Here is a 24524-nt window from a genome sequence, read left to right on the forward strand (position 1 = left end):
CACACGAGGAAATCATGTCTATTATTTCACAGTGTTCTAATAGAAATTTGTTTTACTCAGTACTTTTGATAGTTTCGGGAGCGTTGGCCGGCTGCACGACGGTACCTCCCGCAGAATTGTGCTCGCCCAAGGAGCAGAAGCAGCTTAGGAAGCAACTTCTCATTACCCAGTCACTTCTGGATCGAAACGAAACCAATCTCTCGGTTTTGCGAAAGATAGCAACTCAGGATCGTTGCCTGGGAACTTTGTTTGCTCCAGCGGCAAAATCAGCCCAGTGCACCAAATTGCTGACAAAGATGGATCGGCTGACAGCGGAAACAAGAACTTTGCACGAGCGCATTCACGAGTTGAATATGGCACTTGCCGGACGCCCGTCACCGTCCAAGCATGTCAAATCATGCAAAGCCTCTTGGGTCGTCCTCACCAAGAAAGTTCAGCCGAAAGCCGCCCACATTGCGCAGCGGAAGATCAAGACCCCCGCCAGGCCGATCACCAAATCCGTCGCCACGATTACATTACCGGTCTATGAAACGCCCGCTCCCGTCAAAGCCGAGGAAGTGAACTATAAGCCCTCCCCGATAACGCAAACGTCAAACGCACCGACCTATGTTGCGCCGGTCACATCCACCCCGCCTGCTGAGCGCGCCTATACCGCAAACACAAAAGTCAGGGTCGTCGGCTCAGAGTTCTTTCCGGACCAATCAGCACTAGCAAGTCAGCCAACTCCGGACCATGCGCCTGCCCCGTGAGTGCCAGGCGTAGCGGCATGAAAAGATTCTTGCCTTTGCGACCCGTTGCTCCCTTCACGGAATCAGCCCAGATTTTCCAGGTTTGATGATCCCAGGGCGCTGGCGGCAGAAGAGTGAAAGCCTCTCTCAGGAAAACGCGATCTTCTTCCGAGAAATCCGGCGTTTCTGGCAACTCGCCATCCACGATAGACCACCAATGAGCCGCATCCTTGAAGCGGTCGAGATTTCCCCGTACCGCGAGCCAGAAGGGTTCGGCCTTGTCGCCGGAAATACCCAGTGCCGCCAAGCGCGGCTTTGCGTCTGAAAACGGCATCTCGTGTAGCAGGGCGCGATTGAGTGTATCGAGTTCCGCGGGGTCAAATTTCGCCGACGACTTCGATATCGAAGCCAGATCGAATCGCTCAGCCAGGCTTTCCATATTTGGGGAAGCCGAAACACTTTCCGATGTGCCGATCAGAACAGCAAGCGAAGCTACTGCCATAGGCTCGAATCCACCTTCGCGCAACGATCCTACCGATAGAGCTCCAGTCCTCTTTGAAAGCCCCTCGCCTGAAATCGTCGTCAGCAGATTGTGGTGACCAAATACGGGCGCTTTGGCACCAAGAGCTTCGAATATCGCGATCTGCACACCCGTATTGGTCACGTGGTCATCACCACGAATAATGTGGGTGATGCCGAGATCAATGTCATCGACCACAGACGGCAGCGTATAGAGGTAGGTGCCATCCTCGCGCACCAGTACCGGATCGGACATCGAGGCAAGATCCACCGTCTGCGGGCCGCGGACCAGATCGTCCCAATGCACCTCAGTACGCCTGGTGTTAAAAGGATCGGCATCGAAATTTGGCAGCAGGAAACGCCAATGGGGCTTGCGCCCCTCCGCTTGGAAGGCTGCTTTCTCTTCGTCCGTGAGCTTCAAGCCCTCGCGGCCATAAACGGGTGGCAAGCGACGCGCGAGGCGAAGCTTACGACGGCGCTCCAACTCATCCGCCGTTTCGTAGCAGGCATAAAGCAACCCGGCCTGCTTCAGCTTTTCGACCGCCCTGCCGTAGACATCGAAACGTTTCGACTGATACTCTACGCGATCCGGTTTGACGCCCAGCCAATCAAGATCGACTGCAATTGCCTGCGCATACTCGTCCCTGGAGCGCTCAACATCGGTGTCGTCATAGCGCAGAATGAACTTGCCGCCATTCTTTTGCGCGAAGAGCCAGTTTGACAGCGCTGTACGCGTATTGCCAATATGAATATAGCCCGTTGGCGACGGAGCAAAACGAACGGTCACAGTCATTTTATTGTCTTTCAGCGGTCGCGGAAGCGGTTCGTTATAGGGTAGCGGCGATCGCGTCCGAAATTCTTCTTGGTAATTTTTACACCAGGTGCCGACTGACGGCGCTTGTATTCAGCCAGATAGAGCAGATGTTCAATCCGTTGGACTGTTTCGAGCGAATGCCCCCGCGCAGCGATCTCGGTGTTGCTCATTTCGTTTTCGACAAGGCATTCAAGGATGTCGTCCAGAACCGGGTAAGGCGGCAGACTATCCTGATCGGTCTGGTTTTCGCGCAGTTCGGCCGATGGCGCCTTGGAAATGATATTTTGCGGGATCACTTCTCCTGATGGTCCAAGCGCACCAGTCGGCACATGGTTGTTACGCCATTCCGACATTGCATAGACCTGCATCTTGTAGACGTCCTTGATCGGGTTGAACCCGCCGTTCATGTCGCCATAAAGCGTGGCATAGCCCACCGACATTTCGGACTTGTTGCCCGTTGTAACAACCATCGAACCGAACTTGTTCGAAACCGCCATTAAAATGGTACCGCGTGCGCGGCTCTGCAGATTTTCTTCGGTGACACCGCTTTCGGTTCCCGAGAACAGCGGATACAGCGCTTCAAGAAAACCTTCGACCGGTGCAGCGATCGGCACAATATCATATCGAACCCCGAGCGCTTTTGCACAGTCAGCTGCGTCTTTCAGCGACTCGTCGGATGTATAGCGGTAAGGCAGCATGATGCAGCGCACGCGATCCTTGCCAAGGGCGTCTACACCCAGTGCCGCACAGATCGCCGAGTCGATGCCGCCCGAAAGCCCAAGCACCACATCCTTGAAACCATTCTTGTTCACATAATCCCGCAAACCGAGCATGCAGGCGGAATAATCAGCTTCGAGTCCTTCTGGAAGATCAGCTTTCTCGCCCTCTTCGCAGCGCCAGCCATCATTGTTCCTATGCCATACGGTGAGTACGATTTGCTCCGCAAACTGCGGCATTTGCAAACAGAGCGACCGGTCGGCGTTGAAGGCGAACGATCCACCATCGAAGACCAACTCATCCTGCCCGCCGACCTGATTAGCATAGACCATCGGCAATTCGGTTTCGATCACCTGCTTGAGAACCACCTGATGACGCCGATCCATCTTGGCGCGGTGATAGGGCGAACCATTCGGCACAAGCAAAATCTCGGCGCCGCTCTCCGCCAGCGTTTCAGCTACACCGAGTTCACCCCAAATGTCTTCACAGATCGGTATTCCGATGCGAACGCCACGGAAGTTGACCGGGCCCGGCATCGGGCCGGATTGAAATACCCGCTTCTCGTCAAACTCCCCATAATTTGGCAGATCCACCTTGAACCGTTCCGCAATAACCTCGCCGCCATCCAGAACGGCAATGGAGTTATGCAGACCACTTTCACGACTGAGCGGCGTACCAATAATGACGCCCGGCCCTCCGTCTGCGGTGTCGTTCGCCAAATCACGAACAGCCTTTTCGCACGCAGCAAGAAAAGATGGTTTCAGAACCAGATCTTCCGGCGGATATCCTGAGATGAACAATTCCGTAAAAAGAATGAGATCGGCTTGCATTCTGGCGGCTTCAGCGCGCGCGGCACGTGCCTTTGCCAGATTTCCGGCGATATCACCCATGACGGGATTGAGTTGCGCAACGGCAATACGGAGCATGGCGAGATTCTCGTGAGAGGCTAACATGCCCAAGCTTTAGCGCGCTTGGGCAAGCAAATGCAACGGATGCAATCAATCAACGCTTTGTTTGTCAGGCCAGATAGGTATTGGCGAGAATGTAGCCCCAGACCGCAACGACGAACACAATGGAAATCAGGACAGCGAGCGACCCGCAGTCCTTTGCAATCTGGATCTCCTTGTGAAAATCCCGGGAAACGGCATCACAAGTCGCCTCGATACCGGTGTTCAATACTTCCACGAGGAGAAGAAAGAGGATCGAGCCGACCATGAAGAGGAAAGCGAGCCAGGTCGGCGCAAGAAAGTACGCCACCGGCAACGACAGAAGAAACAGCACCAATTCCTGTTGGACGGCCTTTTCATGTCCCGCGAGATATTTCAGTGCCCGCATGGAGTTGAGAAAAGCCAGAAAAATGCGCTGCATGAATACCCCCAATATGATCGGTCACGGCAATCAATAGGCGAGTTTTCGTGAAAAGCAACAGGGCGGAGATCGAAATCGCTAGGTTACCTGCCCATCGGCGTGCATCTTCGATGTTGTTCCGATTACGTAAGTCATTACATCTAAATAGGGATAATATAATTAATTAATAGCTATCCATCGTCAAAATAGTAGCCTGAATATTTTTGGAGTATATCAAAACCACAAACTTTCGTATGTATTGAATGTCAACTACAAGGAAAGATTTATGTTTAAAAGAGCATTATTTCTTACATTCGTTTCCACATTAACGATTCTTTCCGTCGAAAAAAGCTACTCCAATGAAGGGCAGCAATTCGGCGAGAGCAAATCACAATCCTGCATGAAATACGCCACCATACAGTGCAAACCGTTTGAGAAAAGCCCCATACATGCACAATGTATAGATCAAAAATACAATGAATGCATGAGTAAGTAATTTAAACAGTATTTAGAAGATAATAATGGATGTGCGTTTTGATGCTCAACATCAAAACGCACTATCTTTGCAGGATCAGGCGATTTCCGCCAGTTGGGCACTTCCAGCATCGCGCTCCTTCTTGAGGAGTTCAGCCAGCAGAAACGCCAGTTCCAGCGCCTGATCGGCGTTCAAACGTGGGTCGCAATGCGTATGGTAGCGATCATGCAGATCCTCGGCCGAGATCGCACGTGCGCCGCCTGTGCATTCCGTTACGTTCTTACCGGTCATTTCGACATGGATGCCGCCCGGATGCGTGCCTTCGGCACGATGTATCGCGAAGAAAGATTCCACTTCCTTGAGGATACGGTCGAACGGACGGGTCTTGTAGCCGCCAGCAGTGATTGTGTTGCCGTGCATGGGGTCGCATGACCATACGACCTTACGGCCTTCCTTCTCGACAGCACGAATAAGCTGCGGCAGATGATCGCCGACCTTATCGTAGCCAAAGCGCGCAATCAGCGTCAGACGACCTGCTTCATTTTCGGGATTCAGAAGATCGATCAGGCGGATGAGATCATCCGGCTGCAAAGACGGGCCGCATTTGAGACCGAGCGGATTCTTGATGCCGCGGCAGTATTCAATATGCGCGTGATCGGCCTGGCGGGTGCGGTCGCCGATCCAGATCATGTGACCGGACGTGCCATACCAATCGCCAGAGGTCGAGTCGACACGGGTCAGCGCTTCCTCATATCCAAGAAGCAGCGCTTCATGGCTGGTGTAGAAATCGGTTTCGCGCAACGAATGATTGCTGTCAGCCGTTATCCCGATTGCACGCATGAAGTTCATGGTTTCGGAAATACGCTGAGCCAAAGCTGCATAGCGTTCTGCCTGTGGGCTTTTGCCGACGAAGCCGAGCATCCACTGGTGGACGTTCTCCAGATTTGCGTAGCCGCCCTGAGCGAAAGCGCGCAGCAGATTGAGCGTCGCCGCCGACTGACGGTATGCCATGTCCTGGCGCTGAGGATCGGGTGTGCGCGAAGCTGAATCAAATTCGATCCCGTTGATGATGTCACCACGGTAAGATGGCAGTTCTACGCCATTCAGCGTTTCCATGTCGGACGAACGCGGCTTGGCGAACTGACCGGCGATACGGCCAACCTTCACAACAGGCTTCGATGCGCCAAATGTAAGCACGACGGCCATCTGAAGGAACACACGGAAAAAGTCGCGGATATTGTCTGCGCCGTGTTCCGCAAAACTTTCGGCGCAATCACCGCCCTGAAGCAGAAATGCCTTACCTTCCGCAACCTCGGCCAACTGCTGCTTGAGCTTGCGCGCTTCACCTGCAAAAACCAGCGGCGGATAGGTGCGAAGACGGGCCTCAACGTCGTTCAGAGCCTGTGCGTCCGGATAAAACGGCACTTGCTTGATCGGTTTGCTTCTCCAGGAATGCGGGGTCCAGTTCTTCGTCATTTGAGCACCTGTTTGCTTCTATCCGCTCGATTTCTCTCGGATTATATCCTCCTTGCACGAAAGCCGGAATCCCTTAACGGACAGCCCCATCTGACAAAGATGACAGCATATCCCGGAAAACCGGCGTGCGTGATCGCGCTGATATAATGCACGCTGAAACTTTATGCCAGCAATATTCGTTAACCGAAGAAACCGGCCGCGAAAGATTTATCCGGCGACTTTCTCACCATTCACAACCCGATAGGTCGGCTTGTACATGGTGACCAGTTCTTCGGCCGCAGTCGGATGAACCGCCATCGTGCGATCGAAGTCATCCTTGGTCGCGCCAGCCTTGAGCGAAATGCCCAGAAGCTGGGCCATTTCACCAGCATCCGGCCCCATGATATGGGCGCCGATCACACGGCGGCTTGCTGCATCCACGATGAGCTTCATCAGCATTTTCTCGTTTCGACCGGAAAGGGTGTTCTTCATCGGACGGAACAGTGCTCTGTAGACTTCAAGCTCCGGATACTTCTTCGCAGCCTCATCTTCCGGCAAGCCGACAGTACCGATTTCCGGCTGCGAGAAGACGGCCGTCGCGATCAGTTCATGATCCGGCTTCGTCGGATTGTTCTTGAAGGCTGTCTCGAGAAAGCACATTGCTTCATGGATTGCCACGGGCGTCAGCTGAACACGGTTCGTGACGTCGCCCACTGCCCATATATTCGCGATATTGGTGCGTGAATAATCATCCACAAGAATGGCGCCCAGCTCATCCGTCTTTACGCCGGCCCTCTCCAGACCGAGACCAGTCGTGTTGGCTTTGCGCCCAATAGCCATCATTGCCTGACCGACTTCCAACGTGTCGCCATTATTCAGCGAAATCTTCAGGTTGCCGTCGGACTGCTTCTCGATTTTCTCGAAAACCGCTTCGCAAATGATACGGATGCCCTTTTCTTCCATGGTTTCGTGCAAGAGATGGCGCAAGTCGGGATCGAAACGGGAAAGAATTTCCTTGCCGCGATAGACGAGCGTGGTCTCGACGCCAAGACCATGGAATATGTTCGCGAACTCAACAGCGATATAACCGCCACCTGCGATGGCGATCGCCTTCGGCAGCTCGGCGAGATGGAACGCTTCATTGGAACTGATGCAATATTCATGGCCCGGCATGGTTTCCGGCATCGTCGGGTGACCGCCCGTCGCAATCAATATCTGGTCGGCCGTTATGCGGCGTCCCTCCGCCTTCAGTTCGACGGTATGCTCATCGATCAATTCAGCCCGGCTGGCGAAAATCTCGACCTCAGAATTCTGGAGCCCCTTGGTGTAGAGCCCCTCTAGCCGTGCAATCTCCTTGTCCTTGGCATCGATCAGCTTTTTCCAATCGAATGCCAATGCACCAACATTCCAGCCGTAGCCAACAGCATCTTCGAAATGTTCTGGGAACTGCGAGGCATAGACAAAGAGCTTCTTCGGGACACACCCACGGATAACGCAAGTTCCGCCCATGCGATACTCTTCAGCAAGGGCGACTTTCTTACCCATCGCTCCGGCAAGACGGGCAGCCCGGACCCCTCCGGACCCGCCGCCGATAACAAAAAGATCATAATCGAAGCCGGACATGGGATTCTCCAAAAAACATTAGGTTGGCCGATATGTAGGCAAAAGAAAAAGCCCGGCCAAGTGACCGGGCTTTCAAATTCCGTGTTACCGCTAAATTTACTGCTGTGCAGGCTGTGCCGGAGCGGCAGCAGCGCCGGCCTGTGCGGCCAGAACTTCTGCCACGCTGGTTGCCAGATCCCGGGCGATGCCGTTCTGCCAGATATTGGCGGCCTTGACGACTTCACGTGTTACAATCGGGCCTTCCGACAAAAGCTTCTTGCCAGCAGACGACGTATAGAATGCTGCGATAGCCTTCAGTTCGTCTTCCGAAAAAGCCTTCGCGTAAGCGCGAGCGGATTCGGTTTCGAGATCTGCGCGGCGGGAAGCAAGAGCCAAAGCCTTGTCATCAACTGTCTTGGTGATGAGGGCTTCCAGATTCGGATCCTTCTGAATCAGCTCGCCCTTCAGGGAGCGCGCCGCATTCGGAAGAATTTCGTCGAACTGCTCGGTGGCATTAATGGCAGAAATAGCAGCGCGGGCAGCTTCCAGATGGGCTTCAGAGATTTCCTGTGCCGATGCTGCGTGAATGCCCGACATCAGTACGAGCGCGGAAAACGGTGCAATCAGACGGCGAAAGCCAGTTGCCGGGATCATAAGTCAGTACTCCGTTCAATCAGTTCAAGACCGGTTCATGGTGCGGATGCCGTCGTTGCCGGCAATCACTGCCGCACGCGCGAGTCCGATGAAAAGTCCGTGCTCGACAACGCCTGGAATTGCGAAGAGAGCGTCAGATAGTGTCTTTGGATCGGGAATGCGGCCAAAAGATGCATCCACGATATAATGCCCACCATCTGTTACGAAGGGTGAGCCATCTTTTAAACGCAGTGCCAGCGGGCCTGCAAGGCCACACTTTGCAGCTGCTTCCTCGATAGCGCGGAAGGTCGCGCCAAGACCGAAGCGGTTGACTTCCACTGGCAGAGGAAAACGTCCGAGCGTCTCGACCACCTTGGAGCTGTCGGCAATGACGATCATTGCATCAGAGGCAGCAGCAACGATCTTTTCACGAAGAAGCGCCCCACCTCCGCCCTTGATGAGCGAGAGATTGGTATCGACTTCGTCCGCACCGTCAACCGTGAGATCGAGATGGGGCGTTTCGTCAAGCGTTGTAAGCGGAACTCCGAGTTCCTCACAAAGCTTGGCGGTACGTTCGGAAGTGGGTACGCCAATGATCTTGAAGCCGCCACTTACCTTTTCAGCAAGCAGTCGCACAAACTCCTCGGCAGTTGAACCGGTACCGATTCCCAGACGCATTCCGTCCTTGACGTGTGTGAGTGCTTCTGCGGCGGCTGCAATTTTTAACTTGCGAGCTTCATCCATACCAAGTTCCCCGAAATCCCAGCGGATTCTCATTGTCATCCGGTTCGCCTCTAGCATGCGGGCGCGGCGCAACAAAGCTTCTATTCGAACTATGACGCAGAATTTCGGATTTTAAGCAAATCTGATCGCGAGGTTGAGCCGGGGACGACAATCAGATAGGAGTTCTCTATTCCCTATTTTCACATACGAGAAGCTAATGTCTGCTGCTAATCCCAAGCCCATCATCGTTTTCGATCTCGACGGAACCATCGTCGATACAGCACCAGACCTTCTCGATAGCCTCAATCACTGCCTGGCGATATCCGGACTGAAAACAGCCGACCGTGAATCGTTGCGCAAATTCGTGGGACAAGGCGGACGCGTCATGATCGAACGCGCATTCGCCGCGCAGCAGAAACAGGCTGACGACGCGCAACTCGATAACCTCGTAGAAGAGTTCCGGGAACATTATGCGAATAATATGCCGGGGCATTCCACTTTCTTCCCAGGCGTACTGGACGCAATGGACCGCTTCTCCGCGAGCGGTTACGAACTGGCGGTCTGCACGAACAAATTCGAGGCCCTGTCGGTAAAACTCCTGACTTCGATGGGCGAAGCCACGCGATTTGCAGCGATCTGCGGGGCAGATACATTCGCTTATCGTAAACCCGATCCGCGTCACCTTACTGACACCATCGCACGTGCAGGTGGCAATCGCGAACGAGCCATAATGGTTGGCGACAGCCGCACCGACATCGACACTGCGAAAGCGGCTGGCATCCCAGTTGTTGCGGTCGATTTCGGATATACTGATCTGCCCGTGCATCATTATGGTCCTAGCCGCGTCATCTCGCATTTTGACGAGTTCACTCTCGAAATGGCGGGCGAACTTATCGCTGCCGTAACCGATCCAGTGTAACGGGAAGCAGAAAATGTCTACGCTGCGGATTCTAGTATCGGGCGCGATTTTCTTAGCCGCATTATCAACGGCGTCTGCGAATGATGGATCTCCGGGTTTGCCCGGCGTGCAACCGCAAAAACCAATCGTGGCCGCTCCACCGCCCGCTCCTGAACCGGATCAGGCACAAAGCGGCAACTGGAGAAATTTTCGTGTCGGTAACACCGACGTGTCGATTTCGGGCAGCATTAGCGTCGATGTCGGCACCGGAAACAGTCGCTCGTCCCGCCGCTAATTTCGGGAGGCTCGGGCCAGCGCCGACAGGACGGCTGGCAGTTGAGCGGGCAAATCTTCGGCGATAAGCCCATGACCGAAACGGCGGGCTGCGTCGGCATGTATCCACACAGCAGCACAGGCTCCCGCGAATGCGGGCATGCCCTGCGCAAGCAGGCCGCAAACAATTCCGGTCAGAACATCGCCTGATCCTGCCGTTGCAAGCAAAGGAGTTCCATTGGCGTTGACCACGGCCACCCCGCCCGGTTCCGCAATCACGCTATCAGGCCCCTTATATACAATGACAGCGTTGGCGCGCCTTGCCGCCTCACGCGCCTTTTCAATCTTCGAGACCGCAGCCTTTGCAATATCGGGAAAAAGCCGTCGAAACTCACCTTCATGTGGCGTCAGCACAAGTGCAGACCGGGCATCCTGCCGGCGATCGAAAAGCTCGTTTGGGTTCTGCTCAAAGGCCGTGATTCCGTCAGCATCGAGGACCAGTCCGTGGTATCCCTCTAGTCCGCCATCGGCGAGAAATAGTGCGTGCTCACGCGCAAATGCAGGATTCCCGTAGCCCGGACCGAGGACCGCCGCTCCAACCTTGCGCTCGGCAAAAAACTGTCGAACATCCTTCAAGCTGCGGGTTTCGCGAACCATGATGCTGGTCAGATTGGCAGCATTAATCGCCATCGCATCGGGCGGAGATAAAAGCGTAACCGCCCCTGCCCCAATGCGTGCTGCGGCGAGAGCCGAAAGACGCGCAGCGCCAGTCGAATGAGGGCCACCCGAAAACACGGCTGCGTGGCCGCGACTATATTTATAAGTTTCAACGCCCAGCACAGGAAGGGCACCTTCCCAAAGCTCGGGAGCATTTTCAAAAGTGTGGGGCTCGATGGCTGCAAGTATATGATCGGGAATGCCGATATCCGCGACGTGAAGCACCCCGCAATGCGCCCTTCCCGGCTGCAGCAGATGGCCGGGCTTCTTTCGAAAGAAAGTAACTGTGGCGCGCGCCCGGATCGCTGTTCCCAGGACTTCTCCGGTCTCACCCGATATGCCGCTAGGCAAATCAACAGCCACCACCGGTACGTCCGAACTGTTCAGCGCATCAATCGCAACGGCTTCGGCCCCTTGAATATCGCGGGCGAGCCTGCACCGAATAAAGCATCGATCACGCCCCCAAAACTAACGGCTGAAAACTCACCCAGATTCGAGACAGGCCCCTTGTAAAAAAGCGATGCGCGCATGGCATCCGAACCTTTTTGCGGAGGAGCCGATGCAAAACACATGACCTCCAGACCGGCTTCCAGCAGAAATTGCGCCGCGACATAACCGTCACCGCCATTATTGCCGGGTCCGCATAGAACTGCGACTGGCGAAGTGCGGGCGAACATTCCCTGAGCAACCTCCGCGACGGCGCGTCCTGCCGCTAACATTAGCGAAAAGCCATCCTTGATACCAGCCTTTATCGTCTGGCGATCCGCTTCTGCCATTTCGTGCGGGGTCAGCAACTCGTACATCGCGTACCTTTTGAACATGGGTGATTGGCGTGATTAAATACGCGGCAGCGGGCTTTATGCAAGCTTGCCTTCTTTTGAGGCGAAGTGACTATTTTTTAGCCAGAAAGCCGCGTTGATAGAACCTCTTTTCTTGCGCGTCGCCTGAGTGGCGCTTGCACTAGCATCACGATTAGTGCCAATCTCCCTCCAGATGAAGGAAATGGAAGAGAATTTTCACACCCCATTCAAACTGGCACAGTTCATGCTTCTCTATGGGTGAAGCGGGCACAATGCTCATTTCCGAAGAAGAGCGGAGACCATTCTCTGATGAAAAAGATCGAAGCCATCATAAAGCCCTTCAAGCTGGATGAAGTGAAGGAAGCCCTTCAGGAAGTCGGCTTGCAGGGGATCACTGTCATCGAAGCCAAGGGCTTCGGGCGACAGAAGGGTCATACCGAGCTTTACCGCGGCGCCGAATACGTCGTCGACTTTCTTCCCAAGGTGAAAGTTGAAGTCATCGTCGCAGACGAAACCGTGGACAGCGCTATTGAAGCCATCCGCAAGGCTGCCCAGACGGGACGCATCGGCGATGGCAAGATTTTCGTCTCCAACATCGAAGAAGTTATCCGTATCCGTACCGGTGAATCCGGCGTGGATGCCATCTGACAATACCTGCGTACAATCCATCGTCGTGCAAACAGGGAATTAATATGACGACTGCCAACGATATTCTGAAACAAATCAAAGACAACGACATCAAGTTTGTCGACCTTCGCTTCACCGATCCGAAGGGTAAGCTGCAGCACGTTACGATGGATATCGGCCTCGTCGACGAAGACATGTTTGTCGACGGCGTGATGTTCGACGGCTCTTCCATCGCTGGCTGGAAGGCAATCAACGAATCCGACATGGTTTTGATGCCGGATCCGACGACCGCCCATATCGATCCGTTCTTCGCTCAGTCTACACTCGTCATCCTTTGCGACATTCTCGACCCCGTTTCGGGCGAAGCCTATGGCCGCGATCCCCGCACGACCGCGAAGAAAGCCGAAGCCTACATGAAGTCGCTCGGTATCGGCGATACGGTCTATGTCGGTCCGGAAGCTGAATTCTTTGTCTTCGATGACGTGAAATACAAGGCCGACCCGTACAATACTGGTTTCAAGCTCGATTCGACCGAACTTCCGTCGAATGACGACACCGATTATGAAACAGGCAACCTCGGCCACCGTCCGCGTGTTAAGGGCGGCTATTTCCCGGTTCCGCCAATCGACAGCGCGCAGGACATGCGCTCGGAAATGCTGACCGTTCTCACCGAAATGGGTGTGACTGTCGAAAAGCATCACCATGAAGTGGCTTCTGCCCAGCACGAACTCGGCGTCAAATTCGACACGCTCGTGCGCAATGCAGACAAGATGCAGATCTACAAGTATGTCGTGCATCAGGTTGCCAATGCTTATGGCAAGACGGCGACCTTCATGCCGAAGCCTATCTTCGGTGACAACGGCTCGGGCATGCATGTCCACTTCTCGATCTGGAAAGAAGGCAAGCCGACCTTTGCTGGCAATGAATATGCCGGCCTGTCGGAAAACTGCCTCTATTTCATCGGCGGCGTCATCAAGCACGCAAAGGCCGTGAATGCATTCACCAATCCGTCAACCAACTCCTACAAGCGCCTGGTTCCGGGTTATGAAGCTCCGGTTCTGCTTGCCTATTCGGCTCGCAACCGTTCGGCCTCCTGCCGTATTCCGTTCGGCAACTCACCGAAGTCCAAGCGTCTGGAAGTTCGCTTCCCTGACCCGGCTGCCAACCCTTATCTGTGCTTTGCTGCCCTGCTGATGGCTGGTCTTGACGGCATCAAGAACAAGATTCATCCGGGACAGGCCATGGACAAGGATCTTTACGATCTGCCCGCCAAGGAACTGAAGAAGATTCCAACCGTCTGCGGTTCGCTGCGCGAAGCCCTGCAGTCGCTCGACAAGGATCGTGAATTCCTCAAGGCCGGCGGTGTGTTCGACGACGATCAGATTGACAGCTTCATCGAACTCAAGATGGCCGAAGTGATGCGTTATGAAACGACGCCGCACCCGGTCGAGTACGACATGTATTACTCGGTTTAAAAAAATGCGCGGACGCCGGTTCAGGTAGTCCGCGCGTTTTTTGCCTTCTACCTAGGCCCCCCAAAAAAGAAACCCCGGCAACGCCGGGGTTTCTTTGTTAGACCAATGCAATAGACATATTATTTAAAGTGCTGCGAGCACGCGGGCAGCCATCATCATTTCGATTTCACGGTTCCTGCGGCGCTCCACTGCTTCCGCATCGGCTCCCCAATGTTCGATGGTCCAATCCTCATCGATATGGGCCAGCTGCCAGCCTTGTTCCGCGGTTACTTCGCCTTTTGCTATAGCCAGTGCAATAATCGCTGACCCCGTCAGTGTCGTCATCGTATGCAGAGACGCCAGTGCGATTGGATCCTTGAAAGCAGACAGATGCACACCAAAGGCTGCTATGGCTTCACGCGGCTGCTCAATATGCATTACACCTTCGGCGAGCGAAAACCGTGCGCCAAGCCCTTCCATCCAATCGATCAGCGGGTCCCATTGCTGCGTCTGCCGAGAAACGAGTTCCTGCGGACTGTCGGCGCGATAGCAAAGCATATCTGTACCCGCAAAACGTAGAATATCCTCGAAAACCGCCTGCGGGTCCTGCGCAATTCCGTCGATTGCCGTATTGACCAAACGCGTTGCTGGCATTTTTCCGGGATCGATGACCTTTTCCTGAGCAGCAAATTCGTCCGCCACGATCACGGCAGCTGCCTTCGTCGGCAACCTCAGCAGGCTACGCGCTGGCGTCTTGACCGGACGACCGTCCAGATGGACTGCAAAACCGCCTTCAACTTCGGCTACTTCTGCTTTCTCGTAGAATCGTTTGGGCAGCTGCGCCAGCATCTGCTTTTGCGCACGCACGATGGGGTTCTCGTCGGAAAGCTGCTTTCCCGCTTCAAGATCACTCAGAATATCACGCATAGATTTATCCAGTTCTGTATCGCTGACTTGGCAGAACGTCTGAACAACTAGAGGACCTGTTCGTCCATAGTCTGCAGCAATGCATGGAGTTCGGATGGCACTTCCAGAATATGATGAGCGCCAGCTTCGATCAGTCCCTGCCGGTGATGATAACCCCACGAGACGCCTGCGGCCACAGCGCCCGCCGAGCGTGCCATCTGCATATCATAAACAGCATCGCCGATAACAATCGTTCGATTGGGTTCTATTCCCATTTCAGCACAGGATTCAAGCACCATAGCCGGATGCGGCTTCGACGGGCAGTCATCGGCGGTACGTGTGACCACGAAATGGTGCCCTATACCGTGACGTTCGAAAACAGAGCGGACGCCGCGCTGGGACTTGCCGGTTACGATACCGAGCAGAAGGTCATCCCTCGCCCCAAGCTCGCCCAGGAGCGGAAGGATTCCCTCATAGAGCGGCTCTGCGAAATCCGGCGCCTGTCGCAACATCACAAAGTTTTCCTTGTAACGTTGGGTCAGCCAGTGGACCTGCTCGTCCGGTTCCCGATTCAACAGCTTCGCAATGGCAAGATGCAACGACAGGCCGATGATCGAATGCGTTTCCTCGATTGCAGGAGGTTCCAGACCAGCATCGGCAAAACTGGTTGCCATGCATCTGTGAATGAAGTCGCCGCTGTCGACGAGCGTTCCGTCGCAATCGAAGAGTACAAGTTTCATCGGGCGTTGGATACCTTTGCCGGCTTGTTGATAATCATCAGTCCGCAACCGATCAACGCGAGAGCCGCAAATATTTTCCAGCTCAATGGCTCGTTCAGGATGAGGCCGCTCAATAACACGCCGAAAGCAGGCGTGAGAAAGGCAAAATTTGAAAGTTTCGACACGGGGTATCGGCGTACCATCCAGAACCAGAGCGGATAGGTAAATGCCACAACGAATACCGCCTGAAACAGAAACGCTGATATGGACCAGACATCTGGGCTGCGAAGCAACGGGCCACTCAACGAAATGAACGGCAACGGCACCAGCGTCGCAATCACCAACTGGTAAAGAAGTGTCTTCTCCGGCGCTGTAAAGGCCAGCCGGGTCCGCTTGATGACCAGCGTGGTTAAACCCCACAACACACCAGACACCAGCGCTAGCATATCGCCATATATTGCATGCGGTCCCGGCCTGCTGACATGATCGGAAAAGACCAGAAACACGCCCAGAAAGGCGATACACATGCCGATGAACGCACGAACAGACATGCGTTCGCCCAAAAGGAAATGACTGCCGATCGCGACCCAGAACGGCATGACATTCATCATGAGCGTTACACGTCCCACGCTTGTCAGCTCCATCGCCAGAAAAATCAGGACGAACTCGGTGCCGAACAACAATCCGGCGGTTATTCCCGCCGCAAGCGTGCCATCACGCCTGAAAAGCGGGATACGGCGCCAACAACACCAGACAAAGACACACATGCCGCCGAGCGCAGAACGTCCCGCCGCCATGAGCATAGGGTTAAAACCTTGATTGCCGATCTTGATGGCAACCTGATTAAGCCCCCAACTGAACATGATGAACACGACCAGCATGATGGCCAGCCCATCGAACGAAACTCGTCCTTCGGACGATCCCCCCGCTTCGCCTGACATTTTTAATCTTCCGCGCTTTCCTCGTCAAAGCCGAGCAGATTCCACGACTGCACCATGTGTGGCGGCAAAGGAGCCGTCACATCGATGATGCCGCCCGACGGGTTCGGAATGCGAATGCGGCGTGCATGAAGATGCAGCCGTTTCTGAATCCCGCCCGGAAACTCCCAATTCTGGTCAGCTTCAAAATATTTTGGATCACCGATAATTGGATGACCGATATAAGCGGCATGAACGCGCAACTGATGGGTTCTGCCGGTATAGGGTTCCATCTCGAGCCAGGTCAGGTTGTTCCCTGCCTTCTCAATGATGCGATAATAAGAGACCGCATGATCAGAGTCCGGTTCGCCATGCTGGCAGACACGCATCTTGTCACCGTCGGGCGTCTGATCCTTGACCAGCCACGTGGAAATTTTGTCCTCGCGCTTGCGTGGAACACCTTTTACCAAGGCCCAATAGGTCTTCTTGGTATCGCGCTCGCGAAAAGCGGCGGTTAACGCTTGTGCCGCGCCGCGGGTGCGCGCCACGACCAGCACACCCGACGTGTCACGGTCGATGCGGTGCACAAGACGCGGCTTTTCGCCCTTTTTGTTGCGCCACGCCTCCAGCATACCGTCGATATGTCGCGTTACGCCGGACCCGCCCTGCACAGCGAGACCTGCCGGCTTGTTGAAAACATACACTTTCGGGTCTTCGTACAGAAGCATCTGCGAAAGCACATCACCGTCCTGCTGGCTGCGGATTGTTCGCGCCGTAACCGGTCCAGTGGCTTTTTCATCGACGCCGAGCGGCGGAATGCGAACAGTCTGCCCGGCTTGAACACGTGTATCCGCCTTTGCCCGGGAGCCGTCGATACGGATCTGGCCGGACCGCAGAAGTTTTTGCAGGTGACCGAAACCCAGGCCTGGATAATGGACCTTGAACCAGCGGTCGAGCCGCATGCCCGCCTCGCCTGTATCCACAATCTTCTGTTCAACGACTGCCATGGAGAAACCCGATCAACTCTTCCTAATACGGCGCGTACTAGCCCGCCGGTCATTTAGTCATCTCAATAGACGCGAGTTTCGCGGATTGCTAGGCGGAATTCCCGAAAACCGAAATTGGCTGCTTTGAAGGAAACCAGTTCTCTTTCTCCAAAGAGTTTGACTTCCACACATAAACTTCACGCTCGGTTACATACGTTTTTAATTTATGGTCGGTCTTGACACCCAATCGCCACTTCTTGTCGCCATCTGATATTGATAGAACAAGCGGGCTATACCATTTAGCCCGTGAATACACGAGCGGGAGTGCGAAAGTGTCATTGCTCAAAATCTACTGGCGAGCCATGGAATATCTTGCGGTTGAGAAGGCTGCAACGATAACCATGTGCGTGGCCAGCGTCCTGGTTGCCCTGGTCACACTTGCCGAACCAATTCTGTTCGGCCGGGTCATTCAGGCTATCTCCGACAAGGGTGACATTTTCTCGCCCTTGGCGATGTGGGCTGCACTCGGCGGCTTCAACATTGTTGCCGCCGTCTTTGTGGCCCGTGGCGCAGACCGTCTCGCACACCGCCGCCGTCTGGGCGTGATGATCGATTCCTATGAACGTCTCATCACGATGCCGCTTTCGTGGCACCAGAAGCGCGGCACGTCCAACGCGCTCCATACGCTGATCCGCGCAACGGACTCGCTTTTCACCCTCTGGCTCGAATTCATGCGCCAGCATCTGACGACAATCGTTGCTCTGGCGACGCTTATTCCTGTCGCGATGAACATGGATATGCGCATGTCGCTGGTGCTTATCGTGCTCGGCGTCATCTATGTGATGATCGGGCAGTTGGTCATGCGCAAGACCAAGGACGGCCAGACAGCTGTCGAAAAGCACCACCACAAGCTTTTCGAGCATGTCAGCGATACGATCAGCAACGTCTCGGTCGTGCAGAGCTACAACCGTATCGCGTCGGAAACGCAATCCCTGCGCAATTATGCCAAGAATCTCGAGAAGGCGCAGTTTCCGGTTCTCAACTGGTGGGCACTTGCCAGCGGCCTGAACCGGATGGCCTCGACCTTCTCGATGGTGGTTGTCCTCGTCCTGGGCGCCTACTTCGTCACCAAGGGTCAGATGCGCGTCGGCGACGTGATCGCCTTTATCGGTTTTGCGCAGCTGATGATCGGCCGTCTCGATCAGATCAGCGCCTTCATCAATCAGACCGTAACCGCACGCGCCAAGCTTGAAGAATTCTTCCAGATGGAAGATGCGACTGCTGACCGTCAGGAACCGCAGGACGTTTCGGACCTCGCCGACGTCAAGGGCGACATCGTTTTCGACAACGTTACCTTCGAGTTTCCGAACTCCGGTCAGGGCGTCTATGACGTGTCTTTCGAGATAAAGCCGGGGCAGACGGTGGCTATTGTCGGCCCGACCGGCGCGGGCAAGACCACGCTCATCAATCTGCTGCAACGGGTCTTCGATCCGGCAGCCGGTCGCATCACCATCGATGGAACCGATACGCGTACCGTCAGCCGTCGCTCCCTGCGTCATGCTATTGCGACGGTCTTTCAGGACGCCGGACTGTTCAATCGCTCTGTGGAAGAGAATATCCGCGTTGGGCGTGAAGACGCCACATCTGAAGAAGTGCACGCTGCCGCTCGCGCTGCTGCCGCCCACGACTTCATTCTGGCCAAGAGCGATGGCTACGATACCGTTGTCGGCGAACGTGGCTCGCAGCTTTCAGGCGGCGAACGCCAGCGTCTCGCGATTGCGCGTGCTATCCTGAAGGATTCGCCCATCCTCGTTCTTGACGAAGCCACCAGTGCGCTTGACGTCGAAACCGAAGAGAAGGTGAAACAGGCGGTGGACGATCTGAGCCATGACCGTACGACCTTCATCATCGCGCACCGTCTTTCGACGGTTCGCTCGGCCGATCTGGTCCTGTTCATGGACAAGGGACATCTGGTTGAAAGCGGCAGCTTCGATGAGCTTGCCGCACGCGGCGGTCGCTTCACCGACCTTCTGCGCGCTGGTGGTCTCAAGCTTGAAGACAAGGCTACCAAAGTCATCGAAGGTAGCAACGTCATGCCTTTCCCGACCAAAGGCGCAGTTGGCTAAAATCAGACATGTTGCAAGCGAAAAGCCCGCGGTGATCTCATCGCGGGCTTTTGCTTTTTACCAACACGCCTGAATTTAAAGCGGCACCTCGAAGCGGAGTCCATCATATCCGGGCTCCACATTGTCCGGTGTCTCACGCAAGACGGTTTCATAATCGAGCGGAACATGCATATGCGTGAGAACGGCGCGCTTGGGCGCCAGCTTCTCAATCCATTCGAGCGCCTCGCTGAGTGAGAAATGGCTCGGATGCGGGCGGTATTGCAATGCATCGATTATAAGGACATCGGCTCCGCCCAAATAGTTGAGGCTTTGCTCGGGAAACGCGCTCACATCGGTGCAATAGACCACCGAACCAATGCGAAATCCGAGCGACTCGATATCGCCGTGCATCTGGCTGAATGGCTCAAAACGAATTGCACCGCCGGCCCCCGATATTGAAAACGGGGTTTCGGGGGCAATATCGTGCATGCTGAGGATCGGCGGATAGCTCGATCCGGCAGGTGTCTCAAAACAATAGCCGAAGGCCTCGAAGAGCCGATTACGCGTCAGCCGATTGGCATAAACATCCATCAGACGACGATTTTCGACGACGTAGGTGCGAAGATCGTCGATTCCATGAATATGGTCCGCATGCGGGTGGGTGTAGACAGCCGCATCGAGGCTGTGTGCGCCCGCATCGATCATCTGGGCGCGGAAATCCGGGCCCGTATCGATCACAACCGTTGTGCTCTTGCCGTCAATGTCAAACCGCTCAACCAGAAGCGATGCACGACGACGCCTGTTCTTTGGGTTCTGGGGATCGCAACTGCCCCAATCGCCATTGATACGTGGGACGCCGGGAGAAGAGCCGCACCCCAGAAGCGTAAAGCGCAGGCAGTTTCGGGGAAAATTCACGCTCATTTTTCCTCTGAGGGCCGAGGCATCTTGGAAAACAGCCTGAACACGTTATCACTCGTGATACGCGCAACCTCGTCATTGCTCACGCCAATCGTTTCGGCCAACACGGCGGCCGTATGTTGAACGAAAGACGGCTCATTGCGCTTGCCGCGATGCGGCAACGGGGCAAGGAACGGCGCATCTGTTTCCACCAGCAGGCGATCACGCGGAACGATGGATGCTATTTCTCGGATTTCCGGCGAGTTCTTGAATGTCAAAATGCCGGAAAAGGAAATATAGCCGCCCAGTTCAATCCCTTTTTCAGCCAGCGCTCGTCCGGAAGAAAAACAATGGAGAATGAACGGAAAAGTACCCTTCTCCGTCTCCTGCTCAAGGATTTCAGCCATATCGTCGTCTGCACTGCGTGCATGTATAACAAGTGGCAACTGGGTCCGACGTGCGGCTTCGATGTGAACGAGAAAACCTTGACGCTGCGCTGCCGGCGGAGCGTAGTCGTAGTGATAATCGAGACCTGCTTCGCCTATGGCGACAACCTTCGGATGTTCCGCAAGGCGCACGAGATCGTCAGCCGTAATGTCCAGTTCTTCATGCGCATTGTTCGGATGGGTACCGACGGAACAATAGACGGACTCATAGGCTTCCGCGACGGCACGGATCGTATCGAATTTCCTGACCCGCGTGGAAATCGTCACCATGCGCTTGATCCCGGCATCGAGCGCGCGCTGCACAACGGCATCGCGCTCCGGCTCGAAATCGGCAAAGTCGAGATGACAATGGCTATCGACAAGCATCATCGAACTCAGTTCTACTCTTCTGTTTCCACATAACGCGGGAATACCGGCTGCGGAGCTGGCAGATCGGTACCGCCGACAAGTTGGCTTGCCGTAACGTCAGAGAACTGACGCTTGTCGGCAGGAATTGCCAATATGTCTAGGAGCTTTTCAGCCGACTGCGGAATGAACGGCTGTACCATGATGCCGACACGACGGATCACTTCCGCGGTCACATAAAGGACGGTTCCCATACGCGCCGGATCGGTCTTGCGCAATGCCCAGGGCTCCTGCCCCGCAAAATAGCGGTTTGCTTCGGCAACGACAGCGAAGATCCCACCGAGCGCCAGATGCAGCGCCTGATCGTCCATTGCCTTGCGCGCGGTATCCAGCGCTGCCTCGGCCTGATCCAGAATAGCTTTATCAGCTTCCGAGAATTCACCTGGAACCGGGACTTTGCCTTCGCAATTCTTGGCGATCATCGACAGCGAGCGCTGGGCAAGATTGCCGAGATCATTCGCCAGGTCGGCATTGGTGCGATTGACAATAGCGTCATGGCTGTAGCTGCCGTCCTGACCAAACGGTACTTCGCGCATCAGGAAGTAGCGCAACTGATCGAGCCCATAGCGCTCAACGAGACCGAACGGATCGATCACGTTACCGAGCGACTTCGACATTTTCTCGCCGCGATTGAACAGGAAGCCATGTGCAAAAACCCGCTTCGGCAACGGAATACCAGCCGACATCAGGAATGCGGGCCAATAGACAGCATGGAAGCGAGAGATGTCCTTGCCGATGATGTGCGCATCGGCAGGCCAATAGCCCCATTTACCGTCCGTAGTGTCCGGATAGCCGAGGGCCGTGATGTAGTTTGTCAGGGCGTCGACCCAGACATACATGACATGCTTTTCGTCACCCGGCACCGGAATGCCCCAATCGAAGGTCGTGCGGGAAATCGACAGGTCCTTCAGCCCGGACTTGACGAAGCTCACGATCTCATTGCGACGTTCCGCAGGCATGATGAAGCCGGGGTTTTGCTCGTAAAGATCGAGCAGCCTGTCCTGATAGGATGAGAGACGGAAGAAATAGCTTTCCTCCTCAACCCACTCGACAGGCGTCCCCTGCGGGCCGTAACGAACGCCGTCCTCGCGAACTTCTGTTTCCTCTTCACCGTAATAGGCCTCGTCACGCACCGAATACCAACCGGCATATCCACCCTTGTAGATATCGCCATTATCAGCCATTGCTTTCCAGATAGCCTGGCTGGCCTTGTAGTGGCGCTCTTCCGAAGTGCGAATATAATCGTCATTGGAGCTGTTCAGCACGTCTGCCATCTGCCGGAACGCAGCCGTATTGCGGTCGGCAAGCTCGCGCGGCGTGATGCCTTCCTTGCGCGCGCTCTGCAGCATCTTGATGCCGTGTTCGTCCGTACCGGTCAGAAAGAAAACATCCTTGCCGTTCAGTCGCTGAAAACGTGCCATCGCATCGGTCGCGATCAGTTCATACGCGTGACCGATGTGTGGCTTTCCGTTGGGATAAGCAATCGCGGTGGTGATGTAATATTTTTCGCGGCTCATTATGGACCCGGTCTTTCGATGTTTGGAAGCGCGCACTCTGAACAAAACAAGGCACACGCGGAAGAAAATTCGTCAGCGGTGACATAACGCATGTCAGCGGCCATGTCACGCAAGTGGAGGCAGACCGGAACGAAAAGCGCGATGAGTTTTTTCCAGAAGGATTACCACAGCTTGCCGACGGTCGAGATTGTAGGTTTCGGCATCCACGGTTTCGCGTGACAGATCGCTCCAGAATCGCGACCAGCGGTCTGCATCATGCAGTTGCCCGGCCTCGGCGCGACGCCGAGCTTCCATTGCAACCCGCCCCAGCAGGTGGTCGCGAAACAGCTCATACTGAACTTCCGACTCACGGCCATTCAATATGCCGCCAAGCGCCTGTGCTTTCGGCAGATCGAAATTCTGTCCTTCAAGAAGGGTGTCGACCGTGTCGGAGATTTCGATACCGCCATTTGCCACCAGCAAAAGTGCCTTGCGCACACTGCCTTCCGATCGCTGGAGCAGCGTTTGCGTTACCCTACCAGCCTCCATTCCGACACCAGGACCGACATGAGACAAGGCGTCCGTAAGCGCCTTATCGTCAAGCGGCTTGAAACCAATGCTCTGGCAGCGCGACCGGATTGTCGGGAGCAAGCGTCCAGACGAGTGGGAAATGAGGATAAAGAGCGCCCGTGCGGGAGGCTCTTCCAGCGTTTTCAACAAAGCGTTGGCGGCATTGCGGTTCATATCGTCGGCTGGATCGACAATAACGATGCGCCAGGCGTGGTCCGATGCCGTTCTGGTCAGAAAATGCGTGACACGGCGAATTTCCTCCACGGGGATGCCGGTTTTGAACTTTCCGGTCTTCTGATCGAACGGACGGTTGATATGCAGGACAGCCGGATGCATGCCGCCCGCAATCTGACGCCAGAGCGGTCTTGCAAAATCCGGAGCGGTAATATGTTCTGGCGCCTGTCCATTGTTGCCATGCGCCAGCATATGGCCTGCGAGGTGAAAGGCGAGCGTTGCCTTGCCGATGCCCTGCGCACCTTCAAAGAGCAGCGCGTGATGCATGCGCCCCTCACGATAGGCTTGAGCCAGAAAATCACTGATCTCGCGGTGTCCGGAAACATAATCGCTCGCGGATGGCTCAGGCACACCCTCAATCGAATCGTGAGCTTTAGGGACGTCGAGTTCCTCGATCACAACAGCCCCCTTTCCTTTAGAACACTATCGATCTCTCTTGCGATCTCGCTCGCGATCGCGTCTTGCGGGCGATCGGCGCCGATTACCTTGCAGCGCCGAGGCTCTGCTTCCGCGATTGCGAGGAAGGCCTGCCGCCGTGCCTCGTGCACTGCGATATCTTCCTTCTCGAACCGGTCCGCAGTTTCGCTGCCGCGCCGTTTTCCGGCACGTGACAATCCCTTTTCCGCTGGAATATCGAGAATGATCGTCATATCTGGCATGATACCGTCGATAGCAATACGTTCCACTGCCGACATATAGGTGCTGTCGAGATTGCCGGTAACCCCCTGATAAGCGCGGCTGGAATCGATGAAGCGGTCGCACAGAACCACACGTCCCTCGTCCAATGCCGGGCGGATAAGCTGGTCCACATGGTCTGCTCTTGCAGCGGCAAACAGCAGCGCCTCCATCGCCGGACCGTATTTCTCCGCATTGCCGCTCAATATGACGTGACGAATTGCTTCCGCACCAGGAGAACCGCCAGGTTCTCGTGTGATGACCGGATCGAAGCCGCTTGCACGCAGGTGCTTGGCCAGCAACGCAATTTGCGTTGATTTGCCCGCTCCTTCGCCGCCCTCGAATGTGATGAACAATCCCGACAAGCCAACTTCCAAATGTTTGAA

Annotated in this window: 22 protein-coding genes and 1 pseudogene; 6 read left to right on the plus strand and 17 right to left on the minus strand. The window is 55.1% G+C overall.

The features are described 5' to 3' along the window. Positions 1-14: 14 nt before the first annotated feature. Entirely contained in the window at positions 15-749 is a 735-nt protein-coding gene (locus OINT_RS22840) for a hypothetical protein (RefSeq protein WP_077684370.1), read from the plus strand. Here OINT_RS22840 and gltX read toward each other — a convergent pair. The 7 genes from gltX to rpiA all read right to left on the minus strand — a co-directional run bounded on the left by gltX (position 667) and on the right by rpiA (position 9034). After that, positions 667-2040 (minus strand): glutamate--tRNA ligase, encoded by a 1374-nt coding sequence (gene gltX / locus OINT_RS06035; RefSeq protein WP_006466882.1) that lies wholly within the window; start codon positions 2038-2040, stop codon positions 667-669. The two genes, OINT_RS22840 and gltX, sit on opposite strands and share 83 nt — an antisense overlap. An 11-nt stretch (positions 2041-2051) precedes the next feature. After that, complete coding sequence (locus tag OINT_RS06040) at positions 2052-3731, minus strand: NAD+ synthase (RefSeq protein WP_006470513.1); 1680 nt, start codon at positions 3729-3731, stop codon at positions 2052-2054. Between the two features lie 64 nt (positions 3732-3795). Continuing rightward, positions 3796-4146, minus strand: a complete 351-nt coding sequence (locus tag OINT_RS06045) for a diacylglycerol kinase (RefSeq protein ID WP_006470514.1) — start codon at positions 4144-4146, stop codon at positions 3796-3798. A 550-nt stretch (positions 4147-4696) separates the two neighbouring features. Continuing rightward, positions 4697-6076, minus strand: a complete 1380-nt coding sequence (locus tag OINT_RS06055) for a class II 3-deoxy-7-phosphoheptulonate synthase (RefSeq protein ID WP_006466885.1) — start codon at positions 6074-6076, stop codon at positions 4697-4699. Positions 6077-6283: 207 nt separating this feature from the next. After that, positions 6284-7678, minus strand: coding sequence for a glutathione-disulfide reductase (gene gor / locus OINT_RS06060; protein WP_006466886.1), 1395 nt, complete (start codon positions 7676-7678; stop codon positions 6284-6286). 96 nt (positions 7679-7774) lie between these two features. Further along, entirely contained in the window at positions 7775-8311 is a 537-nt protein-coding gene (locus OINT_RS06065; protein ID WP_006466887.1) for a DUF2059 domain-containing protein, read from the minus strand. Between the two features lie 24 nt (positions 8312-8335). After that, positions 8336-9034: a ribose-5-phosphate isomerase RpiA gene (gene rpiA / locus OINT_RS06070; protein WP_006470515.1), complete on the minus strand. Its 699-nt coding sequence runs from the start codon at positions 9032-9034 to the stop codon at positions 8336-8338. 196 nt (positions 9035-9230) lie between these two features. On the opposite strand from rpiA, the gene OINT_RS06075 reads away from it, so the two are divergent. Next, on the plus strand, positions 9231-9932 hold the full coding sequence (locus tag OINT_RS06075; RefSeq protein WP_022570567.1) for an HAD family hydrolase: 702 nt from the start codon (positions 9231-9233) through the stop codon (positions 9930-9932). Positions 9933-9945: 13 nt separating this feature from the next. Further along, positions 9946-10206 carry a hypothetical protein gene (locus OINT_RS24065; RefSeq protein WP_100229456.1) on the plus strand — a complete coding sequence of 87 codons (261 nt, stop codon included), beginning with the start codon at positions 9946-9948 and terminating at the stop codon, positions 10204-10206. Here the strand turns inward: OINT_RS24065 and OINT_RS06080 are convergent. Further along, positions 10203-11704 (minus strand): annotated as a pseudogene (locus OINT_RS06080) (NAD(P)H-hydrate dehydratase). The gene OINT_RS24065 and the pseudogene OINT_RS06080 overlap by 4 nt on opposite strands. A 306-nt stretch (positions 11705-12010) precedes the next feature. On the opposite strand from OINT_RS06080, the gene OINT_RS06085 reads away from it, so the two are divergent. Together OINT_RS06085 and glnA are read left to right on the plus strand one after the other, a co-directional pair. Next, positions 12011-12349, plus strand: a complete 339-nt coding sequence (locus tag OINT_RS06085; RefSeq protein WP_002964122.1) for a P-II family nitrogen regulator — start codon at positions 12011-12013, stop codon at positions 12347-12349. A 44-nt stretch (positions 12350-12393) separates the two neighbouring features. After that, on the plus strand, positions 12394-13803 hold the full coding sequence (glnA, locus tag OINT_RS06090; RefSeq protein WP_006466891.1) for a type I glutamate--ammonia ligase: 1410 nt from the start codon (positions 12394-12396) through the stop codon (positions 13801-13803). 123 nt (positions 13804-13926) lie between these two features. Here the strand turns inward: glnA and OINT_RS06095 are convergent, their stop codons facing one another. The 4 genes from OINT_RS06095 to OINT_RS06110 are packed head-to-tail and all read right to left on the minus strand — an operon-like array spanning position 13927 to position 17331. Beyond that, a complete protein-coding gene (locus OINT_RS06095; protein ID WP_006466892.1) occupies positions 13927-14709 on the minus strand; it encodes an ATP12 family chaperone protein in 783 nt (260 codons plus the stop codon). A 47-nt stretch (positions 14710-14756) separates the two neighbouring features. Continuing rightward, the gene (locus OINT_RS06100) at positions 14757-15428 is read right to left on the minus strand and encodes an HAD-IA family hydrolase (RefSeq protein WP_006470518.1); all 672 of its coding nucleotides are present in this window, start codon (positions 15426-15428) and stop codon (positions 14757-14759) included. Continuing rightward, positions 15425-16348: a DMT family transporter gene (locus OINT_RS06105; RefSeq protein ID WP_006466894.1), complete on the minus strand. Its 924-nt coding sequence runs from the start codon at positions 16346-16348 to the stop codon at positions 15425-15427. Before OINT_RS06105 ends, OINT_RS06100 begins: the two co-directional genes overlap by 4 nt. Positions 16349-16350: 2 nt before the next feature. Beyond that, positions 16351-17331 carry an RluA family pseudouridine synthase gene (locus tag OINT_RS06110; protein ID WP_006466895.1) on the minus strand — a complete coding sequence of 327 codons (981 nt, stop codon included), beginning with the start codon at positions 17329-17331 and terminating at the stop codon, positions 16351-16353. Positions 17332-17642: 311 nt separating this feature from the next. Between OINT_RS06110 and OINT_RS06115 the strand changes: the two genes are divergently transcribed. After that, positions 17643-19436 (plus strand): glucan ABC transporter ATP-binding protein/ permease, encoded by a 1794-nt coding sequence (locus OINT_RS06115; RefSeq protein WP_006470519.1) that lies wholly within the window; start codon positions 17643-17645, stop codon positions 19434-19436. A 75-nt stretch (positions 19437-19511) separates the two neighbouring features. Here OINT_RS06115 and OINT_RS06120 read toward each other — a convergent pair whose 3' ends face one another. The 5 genes from OINT_RS06120 to tmk form a co-directional block, all read right to left on the minus strand. Then, positions 19512-20330 (minus strand): MBL fold metallo-hydrolase, encoded by an 819-nt coding sequence (locus OINT_RS06120; protein WP_085979552.1) that lies wholly within the window; start codon positions 20328-20330, stop codon positions 19512-19514. Between the two features lie 2 nt (positions 20331-20332). Further along, complete coding sequence (locus OINT_RS06125; protein ID WP_006470521.1) at positions 20333-21124, minus strand: TatD family hydrolase; 792 nt, start codon at positions 21122-21124, stop codon at positions 20333-20335. A gap of 14 nt (positions 21125-21138) precedes the next feature. Then, a complete protein-coding gene (gene metG, locus OINT_RS06130) occupies positions 21139-22680 on the minus strand; it encodes a methionine--tRNA ligase (RefSeq protein WP_006470522.1) in 1542 nt (513 codons plus the stop codon). A 105-nt stretch (positions 22681-22785) separates the two neighbouring features. After that, positions 22786-23862, minus strand: coding sequence for a DNA polymerase III subunit delta' (locus tag OINT_RS06135; protein ID WP_006466901.1), 1077 nt, complete (start codon positions 23860-23862; stop codon positions 22786-22788). Then, on the minus strand, positions 23859-24503 hold the full coding sequence (gene tmk / locus OINT_RS06140) for a dTMP kinase (protein WP_006470523.1): 645 nt from the start codon (positions 24501-24503) through the stop codon (positions 23859-23861). Before tmk ends, OINT_RS06135 begins: the two co-directional genes overlap by 4 nt. Between the last annotated feature and the right edge of the window lie 21 nt (positions 24504-24524).

Source organism: Brucella intermedia LMG 3301 (assembly GCF_000182645.1).
Classification (GTDB): domain Bacteria; phylum Pseudomonadota; class Alphaproteobacteria; order Rhizobiales; family Rhizobiaceae; genus Brucella; species Brucella intermedia.

Coding starts and splice junctions, on each gene's coding strand:
- OINT_RS22840 (WP_077684370.1), top strand. CDS start 15: ATGTCTATTATTTCACAGTGTTCTAATAGAAATTTGTTTTACTCAGTA.
- gltX (WP_006466882.1), bottom strand. CDS start 2,040: ATGACTGTGACCGTTCGTTTTGCTCCGTCGCCAACGGGCTATATTCAT.
- OINT_RS06040 (WP_006470513.1), bottom strand. CDS start 3,731: ATGTTAGCCTCTCACGAGAATCTCGCCATGCTCCGTATTGCCGTTGCG.
- OINT_RS06045 (WP_006470514.1), bottom strand. CDS start 4,146: ATGCAGCGCATTTTTCTGGCTTTTCTCAACTCCATGCGGGCACTGAAA.
- OINT_RS06055 (WP_006466885.1), bottom strand. CDS start 6,076: ATGACGAAGAACTGGACCCCGCATTCCTGGAGAAGCAAACCGATCAAG.
- gor (WP_006466886.1), bottom strand. CDS start 7,678: ATGTCCGGCTTCGATTATGATCTTTTTGTTATCGGCGGCGGGTCCGGA.
- OINT_RS06065 (WP_006466887.1), bottom strand. CDS start 8,311: ATGATCCCGGCAACTGGCTTTCGCCGTCTGATTGCACCGTTTTCCGCG.
- rpiA (WP_006470515.1), bottom strand. CDS start 9,034: ATGGATGAAGCTCGCAAGTTAAAAATTGCAGCCGCCGCAGAAGCACTC.
- OINT_RS06075 (WP_022570567.1), top strand. CDS start 9,231: ATGTCTGCTGCTAATCCCAAGCCCATCATCGTTTTCGATCTCGACGGA.
- OINT_RS24065 (WP_100229456.1), top strand. CDS start 9,946: ATGTCTACGCTGCGGATTCTAGTATCGGGCGCGATTTTCTTAGCCGCA.
- OINT_RS06085 (WP_002964122.1), top strand. CDS start 12,011: ATGAAAAAGATCGAAGCCATCATAAAGCCCTTCAAGCTGGATGAAGTG.
- glnA (WP_006466891.1), top strand. CDS start 12,394: ATGACGACTGCCAACGATATTCTGAAACAAATCAAAGACAACGACATC.
- OINT_RS06095 (WP_006466892.1), bottom strand. CDS start 14,709: ATGCGTGATATTCTGAGTGATCTTGAAGCGGGAAAGCAGCTTTCCGAC.
- OINT_RS06100 (WP_006470518.1), bottom strand. CDS start 15,428: ATGAAACTTGTACTCTTCGATTGCGACGGAACGCTCGTCGACAGCGGC.
- OINT_RS06105 (WP_006466894.1), bottom strand. CDS start 16,348: ATGTCAGGCGAAGCGGGGGGATCGTCCGAAGGACGAGTTTCGTTCGAT.
- OINT_RS06110 (WP_006466895.1), bottom strand. CDS start 17,331: ATGGCAGTCGTTGAACAGAAGATTGTGGATACAGGCGAGGCGGGCATG.
- OINT_RS06125 (WP_006470521.1), bottom strand. CDS start 21,124: ATGCTTGTCGATAGCCATTGTCATCTCGACTTTGCCGATTTCGAGCCG.
- metG (WP_006470522.1), bottom strand. CDS start 22,680: ATGAGCCGCGAAAAATATTACATCACCACCGCGATTGCTTATCCCAAC.